The sequence below is a fragment of the Vibrio sp. V43_P6S15P86 genome (assembly GCF_009904725.1).
Lineage (GTDB): Bacteria > Pseudomonadota > Gammaproteobacteria > Enterobacterales > Vibrionaceae > Vibrio > Vibrio diabolicus.
In genome coordinates, this window is record NZ_WXWT01000042.1 from 14,317 (window position 1) to 38,605 (window position 24,289).

The 24,289-nt window shown below is 45.9% G+C and carries 22 protein-coding genes; 11 read left to right on the plus strand and 11 right to left on the minus strand.

The window, feature by feature from the left end; genetic code table 11:
* Window positions 1-29 precede the first annotated feature (29 nt).
* Genes CAG69_RS01960 through tamA form a run of 4 tightly spaced genes read right to left on the minus strand, consistent with a single transcriptional unit; the run spans window position 30 to window position 6,308 of the window.
* Window positions 30-392, minus strand: coding sequence for a DUF2799 domain-containing protein (locus CAG69_RS01960; protein ID WP_161442485.1), 363 nt, complete (start codon window positions 390-392; stop codon window positions 30-32).
* A gap of 49 nt (window positions 393-441) precedes the next feature.
* Window positions 442-789, minus strand: a complete 348-nt coding sequence (locus CAG69_RS01965; RefSeq protein WP_012841162.1) for a gamma-glutamylcyclotransferase family protein — start codon at window positions 787-789, stop codon at window positions 442-444.
* A 45-nt stretch (window positions 790-834) separates the two neighbouring features.
* Window positions 835-4,599, minus strand: a complete 3,765-nt coding sequence (gene tamB, locus CAG69_RS01970; RefSeq protein WP_161442487.1) for an autotransporter assembly complex protein TamB — start codon at window positions 4,597-4,599, stop codon at window positions 835-837.
* On the minus strand, window positions 4,596-6,308 hold the full coding sequence (gene tamA, locus CAG69_RS01975; protein WP_046874047.1) for an autotransporter assembly complex protein TamA: 1,713 nt from the start codon (window positions 6,306-6,308) through the stop codon (window positions 4,596-4,598). Before tamA ends, tamB begins: the two co-directional genes overlap by 4 nt.
* A 167-nt stretch (window positions 6,309-6,475) precedes the next feature.
* On the opposite strand from tamA, the gene msrA reads away from it, so the two are divergent.
* Window positions 6,476-7,114: a peptide-methionine (S)-S-oxide reductase MsrA gene (msrA, locus tag CAG69_RS01980; RefSeq protein ID WP_161442489.1), complete on the plus strand. Its 639-nt coding sequence runs from the start codon at window positions 6,476-6,478 to the stop codon at window positions 7,112-7,114.
* Between the two features lie 86 nt (window positions 7,115-7,200).
* Here msrA and CAG69_RS01985 read toward each other — a convergent pair whose 3' ends face one another.
* On the minus strand, window positions 7,201-7,401 hold the full coding sequence (locus tag CAG69_RS01985; RefSeq protein ID WP_012841164.1) for a DUF1107 domain-containing protein: 201 nt from the start codon (window positions 7,399-7,401) through the stop codon (window positions 7,201-7,203).
* Between the two features lie 214 nt (window positions 7,402-7,615).
* On the opposite strand from CAG69_RS01985, the gene CAG69_RS01990 reads away from it, so the two are divergent.
* The 7 genes from CAG69_RS01990 (at window position 7,616) to CAG69_RS02020 (ending at window position 13,267) form a co-directional block, all read left to right on the plus strand.
* Entirely contained in the window at window positions 7,616-8,167 is a 552-nt protein-coding gene (locus tag CAG69_RS01990) for a YtfJ family protein (RefSeq protein ID WP_161442491.1), read from the plus strand.
* 236 nt (window positions 8,168-8,403) lie between these two features.
* Window positions 8,404-8,703: a DUF2607 family protein gene (locus CAG69_RS01995; protein ID WP_161442493.1), complete on the plus strand. Its 300-nt coding sequence runs from the start codon at window positions 8,404-8,406 to the stop codon at window positions 8,701-8,703.
* 134 nt (window positions 8,704-8,837) lie between these two features.
* Window positions 8,838-9,503, plus strand: coding sequence for a zinc uptake protein ZrgA (gene zrgA / locus CAG69_RS02000; RefSeq protein ID WP_161442495.1), 666 nt, complete (start codon window positions 8,838-8,840; stop codon window positions 9,501-9,503).
* A 52-nt stretch (window positions 9,504-9,555) separates the two neighbouring features.
* The gene (locus tag CAG69_RS02005) at window positions 9,556-10,284 is read left to right on the plus strand and encodes an ABC transporter ATP-binding protein (RefSeq protein WP_006742969.1); all 729 of its coding nucleotides are present in this window, start codon (window positions 9,556-9,558) and stop codon (window positions 10,282-10,284) included.
* Complete coding sequence (locus CAG69_RS02010; protein WP_161442497.1) at window positions 10,281-11,540, plus strand: ABC transporter permease; 1,260 nt, start codon at window positions 10,281-10,283, stop codon at window positions 11,538-11,540. The genes CAG69_RS02005 and CAG69_RS02010 overlap by 4 nt, the downstream gene beginning before the upstream one ends.
* A gap of 4 nt (window positions 11,541-11,544) precedes the next feature.
* Window positions 11,545-12,039, plus strand: coding sequence for a DUF3299 domain-containing protein (locus CAG69_RS02015; RefSeq protein WP_104969021.1), 495 nt, complete (start codon window positions 11,545-11,547; stop codon window positions 12,037-12,039).
* Between the two features lie 322 nt (window positions 12,040-12,361).
* A complete protein-coding gene (locus tag CAG69_RS02020; RefSeq protein WP_006742971.1) occupies window positions 12,362-13,267 on the plus strand; it encodes a TIGR03899 family protein in 906 nt (301 codons plus the stop codon).
* A gap of 89 nt (window positions 13,268-13,356) precedes the next feature.
* Here CAG69_RS02020 and cysC read toward each other — a convergent pair whose 3' ends face one another.
* From cysC to cobA, 5 genes are all read right to left on the minus strand, one after another.
* Window positions 13,357-13,974 (minus strand): adenylyl-sulfate kinase, encoded by a 618-nt coding sequence (gene cysC / locus CAG69_RS02025; protein ID WP_005392350.1) that lies wholly within the window; start codon window positions 13,972-13,974, stop codon window positions 13,357-13,359.
* 24 nt (window positions 13,975-13,998) lie between these two features.
* A complete protein-coding gene (locus tag CAG69_RS02030) occupies window positions 13,999-15,723 on the minus strand; it encodes an SLC13 family permease (RefSeq protein ID WP_161442499.1) in 1,725 nt (574 codons plus the stop codon).
* Window positions 15,724-15,975: 252 nt separating this feature from the next.
* On the minus strand, window positions 15,976-17,406 hold the full coding sequence (cysN, locus tag CAG69_RS02035) for a sulfate adenylyltransferase subunit CysN (protein WP_046874053.1): 1,431 nt from the start codon (window positions 17,404-17,406) through the stop codon (window positions 15,976-15,978).
* Window positions 17,407-17,424: 18 nt separating this feature from the next.
* Window positions 17,425-18,333, minus strand: a complete 909-nt coding sequence (gene cysD, locus CAG69_RS02040) for a sulfate adenylyltransferase subunit CysD (protein WP_161442501.1) — start codon at window positions 18,331-18,333, stop codon at window positions 17,425-17,427.
* Window positions 18,334-18,392: 59 nt separating this feature from the next.
* The gene (gene cobA, locus CAG69_RS02045) at window positions 18,393-19,268 is read right to left on the minus strand and encodes a uroporphyrinogen-III C-methyltransferase (RefSeq protein WP_161442503.1); all 876 of its coding nucleotides are present in this window, start codon (window positions 19,266-19,268) and stop codon (window positions 18,393-18,395) included.
* A gap of 275 nt (window positions 19,269-19,543) precedes the next feature.
* Here cobA and cpdB point away from each other — a divergent pair, with 275 nt between their 5' ends.
* Window positions 19,544-21,505: a 2',3'-cyclic-nucleotide 2'-phosphodiesterase gene (gene cpdB, locus CAG69_RS02050; RefSeq protein ID WP_161442505.1), complete on the plus strand. Its 1,962-nt coding sequence runs from the start codon at window positions 19,544-19,546 to the stop codon at window positions 21,503-21,505.
* A gap of 97 nt (window positions 21,506-21,602) precedes the next feature.
* Window positions 21,603-22,181, plus strand: a complete 579-nt coding sequence (locus CAG69_RS02055; protein ID WP_161442507.1) for a Crp/Fnr family transcriptional regulator — start codon at window positions 21,603-21,605, stop codon at window positions 22,179-22,181.
* Between the two features lie 43 nt (window positions 22,182-22,224).
* Here the strand turns inward: CAG69_RS02055 and dbpA are convergent, their stop codons facing one another.
* Window positions 22,225-23,604, minus strand: a complete 1,380-nt coding sequence (gene dbpA, locus CAG69_RS02060) for an ATP-dependent RNA helicase DbpA (RefSeq protein ID WP_161442509.1) — start codon at window positions 23,602-23,604, stop codon at window positions 22,225-22,227.
* Window positions 23,605-23,746: 142 nt separating this feature from the next.
* Between dbpA and CAG69_RS02065 the strand changes: the two genes are divergently transcribed.
* Window positions 23,747-24,208: a GNAT family N-acetyltransferase gene (locus tag CAG69_RS02065; protein WP_046874180.1), complete on the plus strand. Its 462-nt coding sequence runs from the start codon at window positions 23,747-23,749 to the stop codon at window positions 24,206-24,208.
* Window positions 24,209-24,289: the final 81 nt, after the last annotated feature.

Below are 24,289 nucleotides of genomic sequence, written 5' to 3' on the forward strand. Positions count from 1 at the left end.
TCTTTTGCTTTTCATCTTGTGTAAGTCAACTAGATAGGCGCGCCTGCAGAAGACATTCGGCCAGCGTCATAGTCATGCTGAAAGAAAGGGTCTAGGTCATCACAAATACCAAAATACGGACGCCCGATAACACCAAGCATATACGCGCTTTGTTCACAATACTCTTGCTTCCCTTGCTGATAACCCGTTTGATAGGCCATGATCAGTTCAGGCGTCGCATGGTTAACATCATCCAGCTTCGCAATTCGCTCCTCAGATAACTCCCGTAATCCATCTAAAGCTGACTGCTTACCAAACACTTGCCAATCGGTCACATTATTCGAAGTCGGTAGTGTTGTTTGTGCGCATGCAGCAAGAAGCAACGCCATTACTCCAATTACGAATGTTTTCATCGTGACTCCTGAGTGTTTAGCTCGTTGCTATTGATAATGTCAGTATAGCTCACACCTTTTGACACCAATCGCCGGAAGCGATTTCTTCGGTCAGTTGTTCAGTATCTTGATACAAGTAGATCCAAGCTTGGCCAAACGGCGTGACGATGCTCTCTCGACGATACTCTACTGGCACATCTTCCAACTTATCTAGCTCGGATAAGGTTTCATCATCAATCAGATACACTTCACCTTGTATCGAACGCTGCCCAACAGACAACGCGGGATAAGGACCTAAGTCATACAGTGCGAACTGAGCATCCGTTTCATGCTGACCAAGAAACTGGGCCGAGCTCAGAAAGTGATGATTACACTCTCCTTTACGCAAGGTCCCATATACAAAAACTAAATGCTGCATAACCACTCCTTAGTCATGAACTTTATGTACGCAGGCGAACAAGCTCTAATCGAACTCAAATTGATAGAGTAGGTCAACCGCACTATCTACACCAGAAACCGCCTCTAAATACAGATCTTGCATCAATCGATAACGCACTGTGAACTCGCCTAGTGAGTTAAAGATGCCGACGCCGTATTTCACCTGTAATCCCGGCAGAATGTAACCACTGACGGTCACTTGAGAATCATCGCCCGAACCTGCCGTATCCAATTGTAAATCTTGAACTCCAAAGGCTTCGCCGATTTCACCAACCACGCGTCCACTCTTTGCCAAACTTAGGCCAATCAACGTGGTCGTCATAGCATTGCCTCCCGCTTCGCCATCAATGTCTTGACCGCGAAGTAGGTAAGAGAGCGCATTCGCTTGAGGCATCGCTGGCTCAGAGAATATCTCCACATTTGGATCCGATGCTGGTCCTGTTACACGCACACCAGCAATCACGTCATCTTGGGTATTATCTGGGTTTCGAATCGCCTTAATAGAAACGTACGGCTGATCTGCCGGACCATTCATTAAGATCTTACCTTCTTCAATCACCAAATCCTGACCAAAAGAACGGTAAGAACCGTCGACGATATTAACCTCACCAACGATGAACGGACCTTTATCTTTCTGTGTCACATTGAGGTTACCTTTCAGACCACCTTTCAAGCCAAAGGCAGCCAGTTGGAAGTCATCACCAATCTTAATGTTGATATCCGTTTCAACATCAAATGGCATTGGCTCGATATCACTCACAGGCTGTAAGTTCTGGTCCAAAATCACGGTGTCGCTTGAAACACCAACCGCACTTGGTGGCAGCTCTTCAACCACAACTCGTCCCCAAGGCAGATTAATATTACCTTCGACCTTAGCAAGCTGTGGTGTGACATCAATAGTCATGTCCGGCTCAACTTTGATTTTTACCATTGGTGGAAGATCCACCTGAAGCTCTTTCGCAAATACGCGCGCTTTGGTATGCCAATTTTTTAGATCCTGCCAATCGGCCTCACCAGTCACTTCCAACTCACCATCTGGCGTCATGATACCCGCATCAAGATCCGCTTGGTGACCTTTAAAGTTGATCGCGACCTGACCGGAGTTAATGTCTATCGGCGTGACTTCACCTTGTAGCTTCATTTGATCAATCAAGAACTGACCGTTGACCTTAGGGTGCATAACATCACCAGATATCGCCAAATCAGTATTCATGTTCGCTTTGAATAGGCTGTACTCACCTATCAACGGCGCTAAGAAATCCAGATGGAATGTCGATAGCGAGACCTTACCGTCAATCTCAGGCTGCTCAGACGTTACATCGACCAAAGAAACCTGACCAGATAAGTCACCGTTGTCTCTCACATCAAATAACCACTCAGCATCTAACTTGTCTTTTGCCAGCGCCGCTTTAAAGCTAAAGCTTTCCCAACCAAGAGTTATCGGCTGCTCTAGTGCTTGCTCTACTTGACCTTTAGGCATATCAACGTTCACCGTGACTTCCGGCTTCATCTCTGGTGCCCATTTTGCTGCTGCTTGCGCGTTGACCGACCCTTGTAATTTCGTCTCTGGCGGCAGGAACTGCTTGATTTGTTCAAAGTCAAAGTCGTTCACGGCTAACTTGGCTTCGCCACTTTGACCAACACTAATATCTTCGGTCAAACAAACACTCGAATTGGCTTGCAGCCAACAATGTGCTTGAACATCAGCGATTTGTTTATCAATGTTGACTTTAACCGCCGTCGATTTCTGCAACGCCCAAGGTCCCTGCGGCGTGCTCAAAGTAAGACGACGCAATGCACCATCCCAGCTCATTTGCGGCTTCTGTATGAATGAGCCTTCAATTTCTAAGCTGGTTGATACAATGTCAGACACCACATCTAGCGTCAGTTGGTGCAGTTTTTCATCCCCAGAAACTTCAAGGTCTGCACTATCAACTTTAATGTCGTCGTAGGTAATGTTGTTCGCAATGAGGCTTAAGTTCGCTTTCGGTGCTGGCAGAGGCGTCACATCCCCCTTCAAAGTTATGTTTTCGACGTTCGCTTGCTGCTGCCAGCTCACTTGATTTAGCGCTAGGTCTAATTTGATGTCAGGCTCTTTCAAGCTACCACGCAGCGCCACGTTGCCTTGCATCTTACCCGCTAGATCCGGAACACTTTTCGCAAAATCGGGGAAGTTAACCTCAACATCCATTAATATCTGCTTATCAATCTTCCCCTTGGCACTCAATTGGTTAGGGCCATGAGAAAGCGCTAAACCTTGCGTGGTAAGCTGAATGTCTTCACCTTTGCCATTCTTATCAGACGCTTCAAGCTGACCTTCCACATTCAGCGGATAACCACGCAAGATGCCATCGATATCTAACTTAGGTAAACTGACTTGCCAACCGCCTTGTTCTGTTAAAGAACCTGAAGTCGAGAGGCTACCACTGATATCGCCTTCCGCTTCTTCCCATTGAAGACCTGGTTGAATATGTTGCAAATTAAGGTCAGCTTGCCAGTTGATTGGCGCAGCCCAATTCGCCATCACCTGACCGGATAGCTCACCGCCCAATGTTTTAACCACCAGGCTTTCAAGATCGATTTGCTCTAATGTGCCTTTGCCGTTTAGTACAACATCTACAGCAGGAATATCTTTACCCGAAGCTTGTGTTTCTAGTGCCACGATGTATCCGTCCAGGGAACCTTTTGCAGATAAACTTGGTACCGATACTTGATAATCACTTTGACCGATTAACGGCCATTGCGCTTGCACATTTTTGATTGCAACATCAAAGGGTAACTGCGCTTTCAGGGGCTGAAGTTCACCTTTGATCTCCGCTTCGACTAGTTCAGATAAGGTCGCAGTGAGAGAAAGGTCTCCCACCGTGCCAGCAGCTGACAGCGACAGCTTTTGCCCTTTCGCATCCGCTTGCTTCACCAGCGCATCGAGCTGAGCTTTGAGAGGATAGTCAGCAGAAAGCGTTACTTGCGTGCTTAACTTACCTTCCACTTCAGGCATATCGAGCTCTAATGTTTTCACATCAACACGGTCGCCCCCCGCTTTCGCTACAACACCAAGGTGGTGAACGATCACCGGCTTCTCACCTGCAAGCTTGAAGTTATGAATATCGAGGCGTCTTGCTTCCACAGTGAGTGGAATCCACACCTCAGGTAACACAATATCTTGCGGCGGAGCGTCAGCGTCTTTCGGCTCGTCTGTGGCCGCTTCAGGTTCAGCTTCACTTGGAGCCAGTGCAACATTGATGTCTTTTAATGCCGTCGGCGCAATCACTAAACGGTCGCCTTGCATAGAAAGCCCGGTAGAGAAATCTTGCCAGTCAATTTGGTTGCCCAAAATGTTTAAGTTAATGTCATCAAAACTGACCTTATTAACAAAAATAGGGACTGGTGTACTGACTGTACGTAATGGCGGTGTCTCCTCAGGCTCTTCGCCTGCCGGAGGGAGCTCTGGCATCTGAAAGTTAACACCTTGCAGAGTTAGCTCATCGACACAGACTTTAGGATCAAAGAAACAACGGAAGTTAACCGCTAACGCTAAACGATCGACTTTTGCGTCGATGTTCAAAGATTCGTCGACAAAACTGACGTTCTGTAGCTCAAAACGAGGAAATAATGAACCCTGAGCTTTCTCTATCTGTAGTTGCGGTAAAGCCTTTTCTGCTCCCCACAACGCGAGCTTAAGACCAGGGTGAGTAAATAGCACTGTCGCAACAAAAATGATGAGCAACAGCAATAGACCAATCAAACTTAGCGACAACCATTTGGTCCACTTAAACATCATTTTGATCATAACTCAGGCCCCAATGAGAAGTGGATGCGGAACTCTCTTTCTGGTTTTTCATCCAGTCCCCACGCAAAATCAAAGCTAACCGGTCCAACCGGAGACGCCCAACGGATACCCACACCAGCACCCGATTTCCATTCAGGTGTTTCGTTAAATGCATCACCAATATCGTAGAAGGTGGCTGCCCACCAGTTTCCATACACGCGATATTGATACTCTAATGTGCTGCTGACGATGTATTTACCACCCGTCAAAGCGCCACTTTCATCCACAGGTGAAATAGACTCATATCCATAACCACGAATGTTGTTATCACCACCAGCGAAGAAACGCAGAGAAGGCGAAAGCTTTTCAAATTCGTCAGTGATGTTCGCACCACCTTCTAAACGGAACAAACCACGATGATTATCACCGATCCCGCGGATCCAAGATGATCGCCCTAATAGGCGCAATACTCGCGTTTCTGACAGCAAAGCAGGATCACCATATTCGATCGTTACACTTTGCTTATCCCCCCACATTGGCATGTTGCCACCACGGACACGAGTTCGTGAAAAAGTAGCTCCGGGTAAAACAAATTGCACCCCATCATCTTGCAGACCTTGAGAGAAGTTTTCGTACAAGTGACGAACATAAATGGTTTTATGCCAGCCGCCATCGGTTAGCCAATGTCGCTCAACTGCCAGGTTGGATTCCAAACTCTCCGTATCTCGGTTATCAAGGTGCTTTAAACCAAATTGCAGTTGGTAGTATTCACGCAATACATCATCAAGCGGGATTTTGTAGCCTGCCGTGATCGTCTGTTCTGGCTTTGATAGTGATAACGCCGTATTAAAGCTGTGGCCACGTGAACTAACCCATGGTTTTTTCCATTTTAACGTGCCACGCACACCAGTATCGGTCGAGTAACCAAGACCGGTTTCTATTTGGTTTTTTGACGCTGGCGCGAGCGAGACCTTAATTGGCAATTCGCGTCCCTCATCCAATTTACTTAAATCAGGCTCCACAAAAACCGATGAAAACCAATCGGTATTAGACAGATTTTGGTTGTACTCCCCCACTTGCGAAACCAAGTAAGGTTCACCAATTTCAAAAGGTCGCATTGATTCAACACGGTTTTCCCAAATCTGACTGCCAGTAATGTTAATCGGACCAAAGTGATAACGAATACCACTGTCATAATGCAAACGCACATTCGCTTCATTGAAGTCAGGAATCACTTCAAGTTTGCTGAGCTTGTAATCACCATTGAAATAACCACGCTGCAACGCCAAGTTACGAATACCCGATTTCAGGCTATCGTATTCACCTTGATTCAATACTTTGCCGACTTTAAGCGGTGAACGTTCAATAAGTTTGGCGAACTCTTCATCGTCTTTTGCTTCACCTGTGATCACCACATCCATGACTTTCACTTTCACAGGTAAACCCGGCTTGATGCTGACGATCAACTCATCATTCCCTTCCGGAATAGAGTATGAAATTTTTGCATGATAATACCCAAGCGCATTGAGAGCTTCAGTGATACTTTGATCTAATCTCGCTTGAAAGCGCAGAGAAGTGGAGTAGTCCTTCGCTGGAATGGACGACAGGTACGCACTGACATTCTCTTCTAAAGCGCCATCGATGCCTTTTAAAGTCAAAGAAACATCGGCATAGGCACCATGAGAAAAGGCAAACAGGCCAACAATGGTGAGGAGAGCTTTTTTTATCATGCTTTTTTGGCTGAATGAGGTTAAGTAAACGTAAATAATGATAACGCCAATTAAAGTCTAAGTCTGTAATATTAATAGGTTTAACGCGGTCTATGTCATCACAGCATCAGATACAGACGAAATGAAAAAGTTCGCAAATTTAAGACACGTATTGAAGGACAAATACCATGCTCAACAAACAAACATTGATCAGTATAGAAGATGCCTTGCCAGGTAGAGAGCAACCAATGCAGGTTGAAGATCATCATTTTGTAAATAAATCTAACTTAAAGGCACCATTGGAGCCGCATCAACAACAAATTCTGCTGGGAATGGGCTGCTTTTGGGGCGCTGAGCGCGTATTTTGGCAACTGGATGGGGTTATCTCCACTTCGGTTGGCTACGCCGGTGGATATACACCCAATCCTACTTATGAAGAGGTGTGTACGGGTAAAACAGGCCATACAGAGGTAGTACGAGTCGTCTTCGATGAACGCGTGATTTCCTTAGAAAAACTACTGGCCGTTTTTTGGGAGAAACATGACCCAACCCAGGGGATGCGTCAAGGTAACGATTTGGGCACACAATACCGTTCGGCTATTTACACTTATTCCGCGAAGCAGCAAGAGAGCGCAGAAAAATCGAAGCTCTTGTATCAACAAGCACTGCAAGAGGAACTACGCGCGAACATCACCACTGAGATACAGCCAGCGGGCCCGTATTATTTTGCCGAAACTTACCACCAGCAATATCTGGCTAAAAACCCTGACGGTTACTGCGGTATCGGTGGCACAGGTGTTTGCTTTCCACCCAGCTTACAAAGTTAGTTCCTAGGACTAACTGAAACCAAAAAGAGCGACCGAATAGGTCGCTCTTTTTTGAAATCGAAAACTAAATTCAAGCCAACGGGCTCTTAAACAGACAACGAAGCAATCACTTGGTTGACTTCTTTAAAGATGGTGAGTCTTTTCTGATCGTTGACGTCAGGGAGCAAAACTTTGCCATTGTCGAACTGAAAACATCCAACCCCAGCAATAAAGAATTGACCTTTGAACAACGTTTTAACGAAACGTGCCACTTGTAATGGTCGGTATACAGCAAACTCACGTAGCATAACTCACCTCAATTCCTTTGAGAAAACACGGATTGCTTATTTATCCTCTGCAATCTTGATGCGCAATCTGCGACGAGGTTCATTTTAGCAAATTCTAAATATAACGCAATATTACACCACCCCATACGTTAAATAAATGTTATCAACAGTTCTACAAATTTCCTAGATCTGGATATATACTGGAAAACTTCCAACTCGTACGGAATATAACAATATGAAAACTAAGACTCTCCTACCTCTACTATTGGCTATAACGCCAAGCTTTGCGTTTGCACACAACCTATCTGTCGGTGAGACCGTTCCTTCTGCCAAGGTCGCGGCTTATGGCGAGATTGTTTTGCAAGGTGAGGGCGTGGCATACCAACCATGGGCAACCCAGCATATGCAGGGTAAGGTTCGTGTTATTCAAGCAATCGCAGGTCGTAGCAGTTCAAAAGAAATGAACGCCCCTTTGATGTCAGCAATAACCGCCGCGCAATTCCCGCAAGAAAGCTACCAAACAACTACGATCATTAACCAAGATGATGCCATCTGGGGGACAGGTTCGTTCGTGAAATCTTCAGCCCAAGACAGCAAAAAAGAGTTTCCTTGGTCATCTATGGTTCTGGATGAAAATGGCGTAGTCGCCAACACTTGGGATCTTAAAGAAGAAAGCTCTGCCATTATTGTTCAAGACAAAACAGGCAAAGTGCTGTTTGTAAAAGAAGGCGCACTTGAGCAAGATGAAATTGCAAAGGTGATCAAGCTAATTAAACAGAACATCTAGTCTCGTTGCTTGGCTCCTTAATATCCGTAGTACGCAATGTAAGGAGCCATGCGACCAACCTTAAAGCTTGAGATTTCTGTTGCCCCTAGTTTAACGCTCAGTGATTCCACCAAGGAGACTGTCTCAGATTCGGCGACATCGCATGTGTTGACGTAAATTTTCCCACTAGCCAACAAAAGAGTGAACTTTTACTCATTATGGGTGTTATATTATAACAGTCGGTAAGAGGAGCTCAGATGTACCACCACCAGCAAAAGATACGGAAGCATTGGCATCGCACTGTTTTATTTTTCAGTGCCGCGTTGCTGATCGCTTGGAACTTTGCGGTAATCCTTCATCAAGTTGATCTGACTCCCGAACACCACACACACCATCATTGCCAGCTATTTTCTGGGGTTCAGCACGGCATAGCCAAAGCTCAACCGACCCTATCGACGCCAACATTTACGCGCATCCAATACCATGATGTCTTTCAGCGCCTTGTTAATAGTGAAGACATTCGTGGTGCAGCTCGTGCCCCGCCTTATTTTGCTTAATTTCCAAACTATTCCACACTCAACATAATTTGTGCGTATTCCTGCACCTCACGTGTCAACGAATCGCACCTTAGTAAATACAAATCTGATCCGGTATTGCTCGGGTTAGTGCCAGCAAAATTAGGAAACACAAAATGTTATCGAAACATATTTTAGCGCTTGTCATTGGTCTCTCTTTATCGACAGCAGCAAATGCGGACGAATACCGCCAGCACGGTGCTCATGTGCATGGTCACGTCGAATTTAATATCGCCCAAGATGGAAAGGATCTGTTAGTGGAGATTACTGCTCCCGGTGCCGATGTGGTTGGTTTCGAGCATGCTCCAGAAAATGAACAGCAAGAGCAAGCACTTAAACAAGCCATTGCCACCCTAGAAGACAGCAACACACTGTTTGCTATTAACGCGCAAGCCAATTGTGATATTGAAGAAGCTTACGTAAACCATAACCTCAGCACCCCTCATGAAGACCATGATCATAGCGAGCACGACCATGATGACCATGCAAATCACGATCATGAAGGGCACGAACACCATGATCATCACAATGAACATCATGATGAACATGAGCACCATGACGGTCACGATGCTCACCATGAGGAGCATGAAAATGGCGGACATGGTGAGTTTTCGGTGCAATATCGCTTCAGCTGTGACCAAGTTAACCAACTCAGTCACATTCAAAGCGACTGGTTTAATCAATTTCCAACGACTGAGTCAATCAACGTCAATATATTCACTGACACCATGCAATCAGCCATCAAACTGAGCAAAGATAACTCCCAAATCGTAATCAAATAACACGAGTGGCGTGTAAGTACACACTTACACGCCAATGCTTTGGTGATTTAGTATGACTGAAATCATGTCAAACGTTGTTGAGCTAAATAATGCCCAGTTTGTCTGGCCCGGTTCAACACACGCAACCATTCATATTCCACAGTTACATATTGCCCAAGGTGAGCACGTATTTATCAAAGGTCCCAGTGGCTGCGGTAAATCTACGCTGCTTGCCCTACTAACTGGCATCAACACGTTAACATCAGGCTCTCTATCCGTACTGAATACTGACCTTGTTAGTTTAAGTGCAAGTCAAAGAGACAAATTTCGCGCCGATCACATTGGCTATATCTTTCAGCAGTTCAATTTATTGCCTTATTTAAACGTACTTGAAAACGTACTACTGCCTTGCCAATTCAGTCAAACACGACGTGGCCGCGCGCTTTCAAGAACGTCATCTCAAACGTTAGAAGAGCAAGCTCAAGCTCTGCTTGAAAGGCTCCACCTACCCAGCGAGCTTCATGCTCGTCCGGTATCGGAACTGAGCATTGGCCAACAACAACGTGTTGCGGCTGCACGAGCACTCATTGGGTATCCGGGGTTAGTGATTGCTGACGAGCCAACCTCCGCTCTAGACCACGATAACCGTAAAGCGTTTATTGAACTCCTGATGGAGCAAACGAATCAAGCCAACGCTACGCTGATCTTCGTCAGTCACGATCCAACGCTTGAGCCCTTATTTGACCGCACACTTAACCTACCAGATATTAACCAAGCATCTAACCTAGGAGCCGCATCATGAGCGCTGTTGCAAAGCTCGCGTGGAAGAGCTTAATCAATCGTAAGGCGACGGCAATATTAACCATCATGACAGTCGCGATTTCTGTCGTACTCCTTTTAGGAGTAGAACGCATTCGTACTCAGGCAAAAGATAGCTTCGCCAATACAATTTCAGGCACCGACCTCATCATTGGTGGCCGTTCTGGACAAGTGAACTTGCTGCTCTACTCTGTATTTCGCATTGGCAATGCCACCAACAACATTGACTGGAAGAGCTACCAAGAGTTTGCCAATCATCGAGCAGTAGATTGGGCGATTCCAATCTCACTTGGCGACTCGCACAAAGGGTTCCGAGTCATGGGAACCAACCACAGCTATTTTGAACACTATAAATTCGGAAGTAAGCAATCACTAACATTTTCAGAAGGCCTAGAATTCAATGGTTTATTTGAAACCGTGCTCGGTTCTGATGTCGCAAAACAGCTGGGGTATCACGTCGGTAGTGAAATCATCATTGCCCACGGCATTAGTGATGTAGGCTTTAGCCGACATGACAACCTGCCATTCAAAGTTGTCGGGATTCTTGCGCCCACTGGCACGCCAGTCGACAAAACCGTTCATGTCTCGCTAGAAGCCATCGAAGCGATTCACGTCGGATGGGAAAGCGGTGCACGTTTAGGCCCAACACCCAAGGCACAAGATCTCAAAAACAGAGACTTTCAGCCCAAGCAAATTACCGCGATGCTGGTCGGTTTGAAATCTCGTATTCAGACTTTCGCCCTACAAAGGCAAATCAACACTTATCCCAAAGAACCGCTTAGCGCGATTATGCCCGGGGTTGCGTTGCATGAACTGTGGGGAATGATGTCTGTTGCCGAGCAAGCCTTAATGGCAGTGTCTGGCTTTGTGGTGATTGCAGGATTACTCGGCATGCTAAGCAGCTTATTAACCAGCTTGCAGGAGCGCCGCCGTGAAATGGCGATTTTGCGCGCTATGGGAGCAAGACCTCGTCATGTTTTCTCATTGTTGATCAGCGAAGCCAGTCTACTTACTGCTGCCGGAATTGTGACCGGAGTGGCAGGGCTGTATGCCATTCTCGCCATCGTGCAACCCATCATTCAACAGCATTATGGAATACATCTGACTTTAAGCCTCTTATCGCCCTATGAATGGATGCTATTAGGTTTCGTACAATGCGCTGGAATTGTAATTGGTTTCATCCCGGCTTTTCGCGCCTACCGACAGTCACTAAGTGACGGAATGACAATAAGGATTTAATAAAATGTGGAGAAAAATACTCGCAAGTTGCTTGCTGATCGTCTCATTTATAGCACCAGTACTCGCAAGCGAGGAGCCATTAACGCTCGACTGGATTGATCTAGTACCTGAGAAAGAACGCAAACTGTTCGACAGCGTGGGCATGCCAGCTTCTGATCACAGTGGCGGCGCAGCGCAACAGTCTAGAATTGGTAACGTTCGACCAGAGCTAAATGGAAGCCAAGTTAAAATCCCGGGCTTTGTCATCCCGCTTGAAGGTGACGCGAATACCGTCACCGAGTTTTTGTTGGTGCCATACTTTGGAGCTTGTATCCACGTACCACCACCGCCACCAAACCAAATCATTTACGTGAAGTTTCCCAAAGGCGCACCCGTTCAAGAACTGTGGGATGTCATATATGTGGTTGGAGAGTTGAAAACCGAGACGATAAGCCACGAGCTGGCTGAAACGGCTTACGTTATTGAGGGATCGAAAATAGAAGCCTACGACGATATGTAGTTTAAGTCGTTGACATGCATCGGTACACCTAAGGCGTCACATCGGCGCCTTTTTTAGTTCTGTGTTACACGATATAACGAGACAAATACGCTAATACGCCAACATAAATAACCAAAAGAAACGCTATCGACAGGTGCTTTTTTAATTTACCTGCTTCTGAGAACTTCATTGTCCCTCCAAAATAACGATAACAATTTTAACAACTCATTATCATTTTGGATAGCCCTATTCGTTCAAAAACTGAGAACTCCTATCTGGTCGCCTGGTTAGATAAGGTGTAAATTTAAACAAGCGAACAGCGCAGTTCTTGGTAGGAAAATTAATGGCAGAACCGACAAAGCAACCTGTTGTCATCGAACATCAGTCAAACGCACAAAAAAATACGCAACAAGAAAAAAAGCAGGGCTACATCAAAGACAGTGCCAGCAAGGTAAAAACCATTGCCCAAATACACGGTCTGGATGCCTTACTGCAAACCGATCCACCAGCCAAATCCGCGCTTGAAAGAGCCCAACTGCGTGAACAGAGACGCCAAGAACAGCGACAAAAAAACCTAGAGCAGATTTTAAAGCTAGCACACAGTTCATGCCGAGATGAAACTGCCGGAGAGCCCGACCAAGACTGGTTGTATCGTTTTTTTGAAATGGCTCAAGACATCCATAACAGCGCGATGCAAAAGTTATGGGCTCAAGTGATGAAGCGTGAAGTAACAAACCCAGGCTCGACGTCAATGAAAGCGCTCAAAGTCCTCAAAGATATGTCACCAAAAGAAGCGCAAACTCTGCAAAGAGCCGCCTCTCTGGCGTGCAGTTTTGGAGGGGATCACAGTCGCAAGCTGTTAATTGGTTATAAAGCGCAAGGAGGAATATTTAGCTTCGGCAAACGAGACATCGCCAACAGCTTAAACATGGGAAGTTTTCAGCTGCCCTATTCAAGTTTGTTGCTGTTGATTGAACTAGGGTTACTGCATAGTACCGAGCTTGAATCTGGCGAAATTGGTATCGAGACGCCATTGATCCTCACCTACCAAGGTAAAAACTTGTCGCTGAACGTGAACAGCAAAGGCGTCCGTCTTTTATATTACCGCTTCACGCCAACAGGCAATGAACTCTGTACCTTGCTCGGTAACAAACCACATGCCGACTACTACGACCAAATGCTTGCGCTTTTAAATCATAGATTTAGTGTCCATAGTGACGCTAAAAGTACGGTTCATCATACCGTGTAGGCAGTTTGAGAAGCATTTGACCACCCATGATCCAAATGCTTCTTAAGCCGATCAAAGAGCTTGAGGTCACCAATGATCCAAATGCTTATTTATCGGATCACTGCACGCGACTTAAGCGCTTCCAAGCACAAGTCCACCAGCTCATCGACGCTTTTTTCGCCCGCTGGTAAATCGACTTCCGGATTCTTCGGTGCTTGATATTCAGAATCAATACCAGTGAAGTTAGGAATTTCTCCCGCACGTGCTTTGCGGTACAAACCTTTAGGATCGCGACCTTCGCAGACTTCTAGAGATGCATTGACGAACACTTCGATAAACTCACCTTCTGGCAATAAGTCGCGCACTAGCTGTCGCTCTGCACGATGCGGTGAAATGAACGCCGACAACACAATTAAGCCTGCATCCGCCATCAGTTTAGCCAGTTCACCAATACGACGAATGTTCTCGCGACGATCCTGCTCAGAAAAGCCCAAATCGCTACACAGGCCATGTCGCACATTGTCACCATCCAATAAATAAGTGTGGTAACCCAATGCTGCAAGGCGATTTTCCAACGCCCCCGCTACGGTTGATTTACCCGCTCCAGATAAGCCGGTAAACCACAATACGGCAGGTTTTTGTTTCTTTAATTCAGCACGAAACTGTTTATCAACCGAATGCTGGTGCCAAACAATGTTTTCATCTTTTACCGTCGTTTCGGCAGTCATAACGTATCCTTGTAAATATCGGAATTAAAACGGGAAGAAGACCGGAATCAAAGTAAGTACTAATACAGAGTACACAATCGAAATCGGCACACCAATTCTCACATAGTCGGTCAATTTGTAATTTCCTACGCTGTACACCAGCAAGTTGGTTTGATAACCGTAGGGAGAAATAAAGCTCGCACTGGCGCCAAACAAGACCGCCATAATGAATGGCATCGGATCAACGCCATAACCGACCGCCATGCTATAGCCAATAGGAAAAGAAAGCGCAGCCGCGGCATTGTTTGTCACCAATTCAGTGAGTACCAATGTCATGATATAAGTCGCCACCAAGGCACCAAATACTCCCCAGCCATTAAACGCTTCAATAAACATCACTCCCATTCTTTCTGACAATCCAGAAGAGATCATCAGTTGAGCAATAGACAAAGCAGAGCCGACAATCACAACGATATCAATTGGGAAACGGCGGCGCAGTTCTGAAATCTGTACAATGCCAAACGCGATAAGTGCGATAAGATACGCGGCAAGGCCTTTAATAATTGGTACTAGCTCTAATAACGCACACCCAATTACGGCAGCAAAGCCCAGTAGTACGATGGAGGATTTATTAGTATCAAGCCGAGCGCTAGAGTCCAAATCATGCACTAAAACAAACTCTTTACGATGAGCTCGGCGCTCCGATTCAAAACGCTTCCCCGGAACCAGAACTAACGTGTCACCTGGCGCTAAGGTAATGCTACCCAAACCGCCCTCTAGGCGCTCATGGCCACGACGAATAGCGACAACAACGGCATCAAAGCGGTCACGGAATCGGCTCTCTTTAAGTGTTTTATAGCAAAACGTCGCGGATGAGCTCACCACAACTTCAATAAAATTTTGCCCATTCAAGTGCTGCTGACCAAAAAGCTTGAGGCCCGGAATTTCTTGCAGGGTCGCGACGCTCTCAACATCACCACAAAACAACAATCGGTCTTTCGCATTGAGTACGAAATCCGGTCCTACAGAGGAAACCGTCACGCCATCTCGTACAACCTCCGCAAGAAACAGTTTGCGCAGCGCACGTAAATTATTCTCGCTGACCGTGCGCCCAACTAACGGTGAACCAGGCTCTACGCGAGACTCAAGAAAGTACGGTAAATCTTCTTGGCTTTGATCATCGTAGTTCGGCAGTAAGTAACTGAGCGGGATAAGAATCAGCATTCCTCCCACCAACACCGCCAAGCCAATCATCGTGGGTGTAAAAAAGCTCAGGCTCGGCAAACCGGCATCTTCAACAAAGCTGTTGATGATTAAGTTAGTCGACGTACCTATCAAAGTTAATGTGCCACCAAAAATGGCGGCGTAAGACAGCGGGATGAGTAATTTCGAAGGCGCATGCTGCTGATTACGCTTAATCGCCCCAATCAATGAGACAACCACGGCGGTATTATTCGTGAATGAAGAGAGCAAGGCCGTTGATACACCAAGCTTAGCGATCACACTGCCTAACTGGCCTTCAGAAATACTACGGCTCACCCAACTGATTAGTAACGTTTTTTCTAAAGCACACGATGCAAGAATCAACAGAACCAGAGTCAATAACGAAGAGTTGGTAAAGTTGGATGCGATCGTGGCTGAATCCATCATTCCCGCCATAAATGCAATAAAAGCGGCACCCGCAAAGACATAACTAGGCTTAATTTTTGTGACAAGCAAACAAGTGATAATGCCAAGCAAAATCGCTAATACAAACCCTTGTTCCCACATAGCCTTTCCTTACCAAATCGCCCAAAGGGCACAACAACGGCTCATTTATCCGTGAGACACCAGACAAACGAGTAAACAGACCAAAATCAGCGCAAGCGAAAAGAACATCAGAATGCTCGGTTTTCTTGGGCTTCACCGAAGCATTCTGGTATTAGGAGAATAACCTAACTGCATTTCGCAACTCAGTTAGGCAGCGACGCCCCAAGCACAACAACAGATAGAATCAGAGCTTATCGTGCTCGGGCGCGCCAATTACTTTTTCAGCAATTGGCTGACGTCTTTTGCTTCCCAGTGTGGGAAGTGTTTACGCACAAGTGCATTCAGCTCAACTTCAAACGCAGAGATGTCCGTCAAGTCGCGCTCAACCACCGCGAGGCTTTCTTTGACCATGCCTGCACCAACCGTCACGTTCGTCAGACGATCGATAATGATGAAGCCGCCGGTATCAGCACAATCTTGGTAATTGTCCAGCGCAACTGACTCATTGAGAGACCATTCACACAAGCCAATACCATTCAATGGCAGCTCTGCCGCACTATGAGTTGATAGGTTGTTGATATCATATTGGTGACGAATCGCTTCAACATGGCCCACAGTTTTCTTACCCGCGATTTTGATGTCGTAGTCACGACCCGGTTGCAGAGGTTGCTCTGTCATCCATACCACATCGGCAAGCAAGTGGTTTGTGGTTTCCACTTGAGCATTGTCTAGAACAATCAAATCGCCACGGCTAATATCGATCTCATCGCTTAGCGTCAGAGTGACCGCCAACCCAGCACGAGCTTCCTCAATATCACCATCAAACGTAACAATGCGTGCCACGGTTGACGTTTTCCCCGATGGCAATGCTTTGATGGCATCACCGACTTTGATCGAACCTGAAGAAATCGTCCCCGCAAAACCACGGAAATCGAGGTTAGGACGGTTAACGTATTGCACAGGGAAGCGGAACTCACCCGCACCTTTTTCTTGATCCACATCGACCGTTTCAAGAAGTTCAAGCAATGACGGGCCTTTAAACCAGCTTAGGTTTTGCCCTTTATCCACCACATTGTCACCTTCAAGCGCCGAAATCGGGATGATTTGAATATCAATATCCCCGGTTAGATTCTCAGAAAACTTAAGATACTCATCGCGGATTTCTTCAAAGCGCTCTTGCGAGTAATCCACTAAATCCATCTTGTTGATCGCCACAACAAAGTGTTTCAAACCCAGTAGGTTGGAAATAAAAGAGTGACGACGAGTTTGATCAAGAATGCCTTTACGTGCATCAACTAAGATCACCGCTAAGTCACACGTCGATGCGCCTGTTGCCATATTGCGCGTGTACTGCTCGTGCCCAGGAGTATCGGCGATGATGAACTTACGTTTCTGCGTCGAGAAATAGCGGTAAGCCACATCAATTGTGATCCCCTGCTCGCGCTCAGCTTGTAAGCCATCGACCAACAACGCAAGGTCAGGCTTTTCACCCGTGGTGCCCACACGTTGGCTGTCTGAGTGCACTGCCGCTAGCTGATCTTCATAAATTTGTTTTGAGTCATGGAGTAAGCGACCGATTAGTGTACTTTTACCGTCATCTACCGAGCCACAAGTCAAGAATCTAAGTAACGACTTGTACTGGTGTTGTGTTAAATAGCCTTCGATACCAAGCTCGGCTAATTGAGCTTCAACTGCACTGTTCATTATCTTTCCTTAGATCCTTTAGAAGTAACCTTGACGTTTCTTTAGCTCCATCGATCCTGACTGATCGTGGTCGATCGCTCGACCTTGGCGCTCACTCGACGTTGCCACCAGCATCTCTTCGATAATGCCGGTCAAAGTGTTCGCTTCAGACTCGATAGCCCCAGTTAATGGATAACAACCAAGAGTACGGAAACGCACACTCTTCTCTTCGATCACTTCACCCGGTTGAAGCTCCATACGATCATCATCAACCATGATTAGCATGCCGTCACGTTCAACAACTGGGCGTTTGTCAGCGAGATAAAGCGGTACGATCTCGATGTTTTCTAAATAGATGTATTGCCAGATATCAAGCTCCGTCCAGTTCGAAAGTGGGAATACACGAATGCTCTCACCCTTATTAACCTGACCGTTGTACGTTTTCCATAGCTCAGGACGTTGGCTTTTAGGGTCCCAGGTATGGTTCTTGTCACGGAACGAATACACTCGTTCTTTTGCGCGTGATTTTTCTTCATCACGACGAGCGCCACCAAAAGCAGCATCGAAGCCATATTTGTTTAGCGCCTGCTTAAGACCTTGCGTTTTCATGATGTCCGTATGCTTTGACGAGCCATGAACAAACGGACTGCAGCCCATTGCTAGACCTTCTGGGTTCTTATGTACCAAAAGCTCAAAGCCGTATTTGGCAGCGGTGCGATCGCGAAACTCAATCATCTCGCGGAATTTCCAGTCGGTATCGACATGCAAAAGTGGAAATGGAATTTTGCCCGGGTAAAACGCTTTACGCGCTAGGTGCAGCATCACTGATGAGTCTTTACCAATCGAATACATCATGACTGGGTTATCAAACTCAGCCGCAACTTCGCGGATAATATGGATACTCTCCGCTTCGAGTTGTTTAAGGTGAGTTAAACGTTGTTGGTCCATGTTTTGTATTTCCTTTTTAAGCTTGAAGGCGCATTACGTCTCTAATCTTTGGTCTGAAATTATATGGAGTTGGCAATAGTACTTTTGTTGAATTCAGTACTAGACAAAAACCAGTCTAACTTTTGAGACAGTCGCACTACCTCTCCGACAACAATCAAAGATGGCGATTGTGCTTCCTTCGATAAATCAGAGAGTTGGGATAGTTCTCCCGTAAATACTTTTTGTTGAATCTGCGTGCCACGCTCAATAATGGCAATCGGAGTCGACGCTGAACGACCATGCTTAATGAGTTGATTCTGAATATAGTGTGATTTCATCAGCCCCATGTAGATCACTAAAGTCTGATTCCCACGCGCCAACGTGGACCAATCCATCTCATCACTTTCTTCTTTCAAGTGGCCAGTCACAAAGATGGCCGATTGCGCATAATCACGATGAGTCAGTGGAATCCCAGCATAGGCCGTTGCGCCAGCTGCCGCGGTAATGCCAGGGACGACCTGAAAACGCACGCCTGCATCAGCAAGCACTTCCAGCTCTTCACCGCCACGACCGAATACAAATGGATCACCACCTTTAATGCGCACTACTTTGTAGCCCTGCTTGGCAAAATCCACCAAAAGCTGATTCGTCTTCTCCTGCGGCACACTGTGATGCCCAGCTCGTTTCCCAACGCACACTAAAATCGTATCGCTAGGGATCAAGGCCATGATTTCTTCAGACACCAAGTAGTCGTACAAAACCACATCGGCTTGCTGCAAACAGTTCAGTGCTTTCACTGTCAAAAGTTCAGGATCACCCGGCCCCGCCCCCACTAAGGCGACTTCACCAGGCTGTAGCGATTGCTTTGCAAAACGAGTAACACCAGCTACTGGGTTGTCAGAAACTAACCGGGGCTTTGGTTTAGGAAAAGAAGTGACTGAATCGTTCGTTGCCATGTGCTTGCTCATCGTCCATTGATATCGTTATGCAAGCATTATGGCGGGGCGTTTATATTACCTGAAATTCTAAAATTTCATTTTTTATTCAAAAATCTGCTAAGAAGTTTTTGTTTGGTCTCATTCAAAAGCGTGAAAAAGTCGGCGGTTAATATGAGTAAGGTTCAGTAAACTGATTAATGTTCACAGTTTTCTGTATCTTTATCATCGAGTTGCACCTGTGTTTGATACATTACGCAGTACGATTTCCCCTTATCATTGAATTGGAGCACCAAATGAAAGTGGCAGTTCATCCTATTTCCCTCGCAGTTTTAAGTGGCATGCTAACGCTTGCTGGCCCAGCAATGGCCGATACCATCAAGCTTCGTATTATCGAAACCACCGACATTCACACCAACGTGATGGATTACGATTACTACAAAGACCAACCATCACAGCAAATCGGTTTAAGTCGCGCTGCGACAATAGTGAAACAAGCTAAGTCCGAGGCAGAAAACACGGTACTAGTAGATAACGGTGATTTAATTCAGGGCAGCCCAATGGGCGATTACATGGCAGCAAAGGGGATTAATCCCGGCGACGTGCACCCAGTCTACAAAGCGATGAACCAGCTAGACTACGATGTGGGCAACATTGGCAATCATGAGTTCAACTATGGCTTAGATTTTCTACAAAAGACGTTGAAGGGGGCAAACTTCCCTTACATCAACGCAAACGTATTTGATAAACAAACCGGTGAGCATTACTTCAAGCCTTACCTGATCAAAACCCACACCTTTAAAGACACAAACGGCGAAGCGCATCAAATAAAAGTGGGTTACATCGGCTTTGTACCACCACAAATTATGGTGTGGGATAAGAAGAACTTAGAAGGCAAAGTCTTTGCTAAAGACATTAAGGAAACAGCAGAGAAACTGATTCCTCAAATGAAGAAAGAAGGCGCAGACGTTATTGTGGCGATTCCACACTCAGGCATTTCTACTGATCCATACAAACTAGGCGCTGAAAACTCTGTTTACTACCTCACAGAAGTTGAAGGTATTGATGCGATTGCTTTTGGCCACTCTCACGCCGTCTTCCCAGGGAAAGACTTCGCAAACCTACCTGGTGTTGATATAGATAAAGGGACCATCAATGGTGTAACGTCCGTGATGCCGGGCCGCTGGGGAAGTCACGTAGGTGTGATGGATTTGATGCTGAAAGAGAAAGACGGCAGATGGCAAGTCGTCGAAGGCCAAGCAGAAGCACGCCCTATCTTCGATAAAGTAAATAAGAAGTCATTAGCTAAAGCCGATGCAGATATTGTGAAAGCGTTAGAAGAAGATCACAAAGGCACTCGTGAATTTGTAAACCAACCAATCGGCAAAGCAAATGATGTCATGTACAGCTTCTTGGCATTAGTGCAGGACGACCCCACCATTCAAATCGTTAACCTTGCTCAGAAAGACTACGTAGAACGCTTTATTCAAGGCGACCCAGACCTTTCTGACATTCCAGTACTGAGTGCGGCAGCACCATTTAAAGTCGGCGGTCGTAAGAACGATCCGAATAACTTTACAGAAGTAGAATCCGGTCAGCTCACCTTCCGTAATGCGGCCGATCTTTACTTATATCCAAACACCTTGGTTGCGATGAAAGTGAAAGGTAAAGAAGTTCGCGAATGGCTAGAGTGCAGTGCGGGTCAATTCAACCACATCGACATCAACAATCCTAAACCGCAATCTTTGATTGATTGGGATAATTTCCGTACGTACAACTTCGATGTTATTGATGGGGTTAACTACCAAATCGACGTTACCCAACCGCCGAAGTACGATGCGGATTGTAAAGTGATTAATCCAGATTCTCAGCGCATTGTGAATCTGACGTTCAATGGTAAGCCTGTCAATCCGAAGCAAGATTTCATCATCGCAACCAATAACTACCGTGCTTATAGCAATACTTTCCCTGGTACAGGCCCAGATTTCATTGCATTTGACGCACCAGATGAAAACCGCTCTGTCGTCGCCACTTATATTTCTCGCGTGAGTGAAGAAAAAGGAGAAGTGACACCAAGCGCTGACAACAACTGGTCTTTCGCACCGATTAAGTCCGATAACAAGCTAGATATTCGTTTCGAAACCTCCCCTAGCGATAAAGCGGCGCAGTTCATCAAAGAGAAAGGACAATACCCAATGAAACGCGTGTCAACAGACGACATTGGTTTCGCAATTTATCAAATCGGTCTGAATAAATAAGGTTGATTTGACAACAACACTAAGCGGCTCTCATGAGCCGCTTTTTTGTTATCAATAAAACCCGTTAAAATAAAGAAAACCGTTTCCGAGTTATCACATGCACAGCGATCTTTTTTCAGACTTAGTCAAACATGGCTTTTTAGAGACAGAAGCAAACCAACTTATTGAAAATGGTGAGTTGCTCGAACTGCCTACACGCCACATTCTTAATCACCAAGGGGAGTTTAGCTCACACCTTTACTTCATCATTGAGGGGTTATGCCACGCAAGCTATCTCACGGAGCACGGCAAAGAATTCAGTAAAGAATTTTATTGGGAGAAGGACTGGGTTATCGGGTTTGAGAGCATAATAAAGGACCAACCTTCGCCTTACTTATTGGAAACGCTGAGCGCTTGTCAGCTATTTTGCTTGCCAATTGAAATGTTGCATCACTGGCGAGCAGAAAAGCACGCCATTTACTTAAAGCTACTCGAAAACCAACTGGTTAATAAAGAGAACAAAGAACGCTTTATGCTGCTCTACTCGCCAGAGGAACGATACCAATTATTTTGCGCCCACTACCCAGACTTAAAGCTACGTATTACCGATAGCCAAATAGCTGCTTATCTTGGGATCACGCCTATCAGTTTGAGCCGAATTAAAGCGCGCTTAACTAAAGATCACACATCCAAGTAAACTCGAAAAAGAAAAGGCCCTTCAAACGAAGAGCCTTTCTATGCTATTTAAGAAGCCGCGCCCGGAACTGACGCCCTTTCATCTTGCCATTACTAATGGTTTGTAGAGCCTTTTTGGCAGCTGACTTCTCGACCGCAACGTATGCGCGCATCGGGAACAGGTGAATCTTGCCAACTTGAGAGCCTGGGATACCATTTTTCCCCGTCAGACACCCTAAGATATCACCCGGTCGTACTTTCTGTTTCTTACCGCCATCAATGTTAATCGTCACCATCTTCGCTTGGTATGGCTGCTGATTTGATTTGGCAGGCAATGTTGCTGGTACCACGTCCATCTCTAGGTATTCTTCAATACGAGCTACACGTAAACCGTCTTTCTCACCAAAAAAGCTGAACGCTAAACCTTTACTACCCGCACGACCTGTACGACCAATACGGTGTACATGAACCTCAGGATCGCGCGATAGCTCAAAGTTAAAGACTGCATCAAGATTATCAACGTCCAAACCACGCGCTGCAACGTCTGTTGCAACAAGGATAGATACACTCTTGTTAGCAAACTGCACCAATGCTTGGTCGCGTTCACGCTGCTCTAAGTCCCCATGGATATCGATAACGCTGAATCCTTTGTGATGCAACTCATCTGCGACACTTTGCACTTCTTTTTTGGTATTACAAAAAACCACCGCGGACTCTGGTTGGTGAGTCAGCAGCAAATTCGCCAATGCTTCATCACGTGCTTCCGAACCTTCAACTTTGTAGAAATGCTGAGCAATGCTTGAGGTATCATGAGTCGATTCCACCTTAATGACTTCAGGCGTCTGCATAATACGCTGCGCAATTTGCTCAATTTTCTCTGGGAAAGTAGCACTGAAAAGTAGAGTTTGACGCTGCTTTGGCGCTGCATCAATAATCGCATCTAATGCGTCTTGGAAACCCATGTCCAACATGCGATCAGCTTCATCTAGCACCAAGGTATTCAGCTCGCTCAGGTTAATTCGGCCTTTCTCAAGGTGATCCAAAATACGGCCAGGTGTGCCGACTAAGATATGCGCGCCATGCTCCAGAGAACCAATTTGTGGCCCCATTGGCATCCCACCGCAGAGAGTAAGCACTTTAATATTATGAATGCCACGACCTAAAGTACGAATTTCCTTCGCGACTTGATCCGCAAGCTCACGAGTTGGACACAATACTAATGACTGGACACGAAAGCGTTTGACGTTAAGGTTCGATAAAACACCCAAACCAAATGCAGCGGTTTTACCTGAGCCCGTTTTACCCTGCCCGATGACATCACGATGTTTTAGGATTGCAGGCAAACTCAAAGCTTGAATTGGCGTCATGTGGGTGTAGTTCAGGGAATCAAGTGTGGCGAGTAACGCTGGGTTTAGCCCGACTTGATCAAAAGTTTGTTTGCTCACGGGAATATCCTCAGGTGAGATGAAAAGAGGGCACATTATCACCAGATTTGGTGGGAAAACCAGTGATAATTAACCTTTGTTAATGAGTATGAGTACAAAACAAAGTAAAGTCAGTCACTCTACTCTCATGACGGATGACAACATGCTCACTTGGATTACTTTGCCCTTTGCTCAACTGACAACCACACAATTGTATACAATGATGAAATTACGTGTGGATGTATTCGTCGTTGAACAAACCTGCCCTTATCCTGAACTGGATGGCAAAGACACACTGGAAGGTGTTTATCATCTAATAGGTTACCACGGTGATGAACTTGTTGCTTGCGCACGATTGCTACCCGCTGGCACGACGTATGACAATGTGAGCATTGGTCGAGTCGTCACCAAACAAACTGCGCGTGGTGATGGTCTGGGACATAAGTTGCTGAAAGAGGCATTAACACAGTGTGAAATATTGTGGCCAGGACAGACGATTGATATAGGAGCTCAAGAGCATCTCATCCAGTTTTATGCGAGTCATGGATTCAAAGTTATTTCTGATCGCTACCTAGAGGATGGTATTCCTCATGTGGATATGCGAAAAGAAGCCGTAGCGATATAACGCGTTCATTGCTAGGTTAACTAATTTATAGATAAACTAAAAAGACGCGATACCTTCGCGTCTTTAGTTCATTTGAAGCAT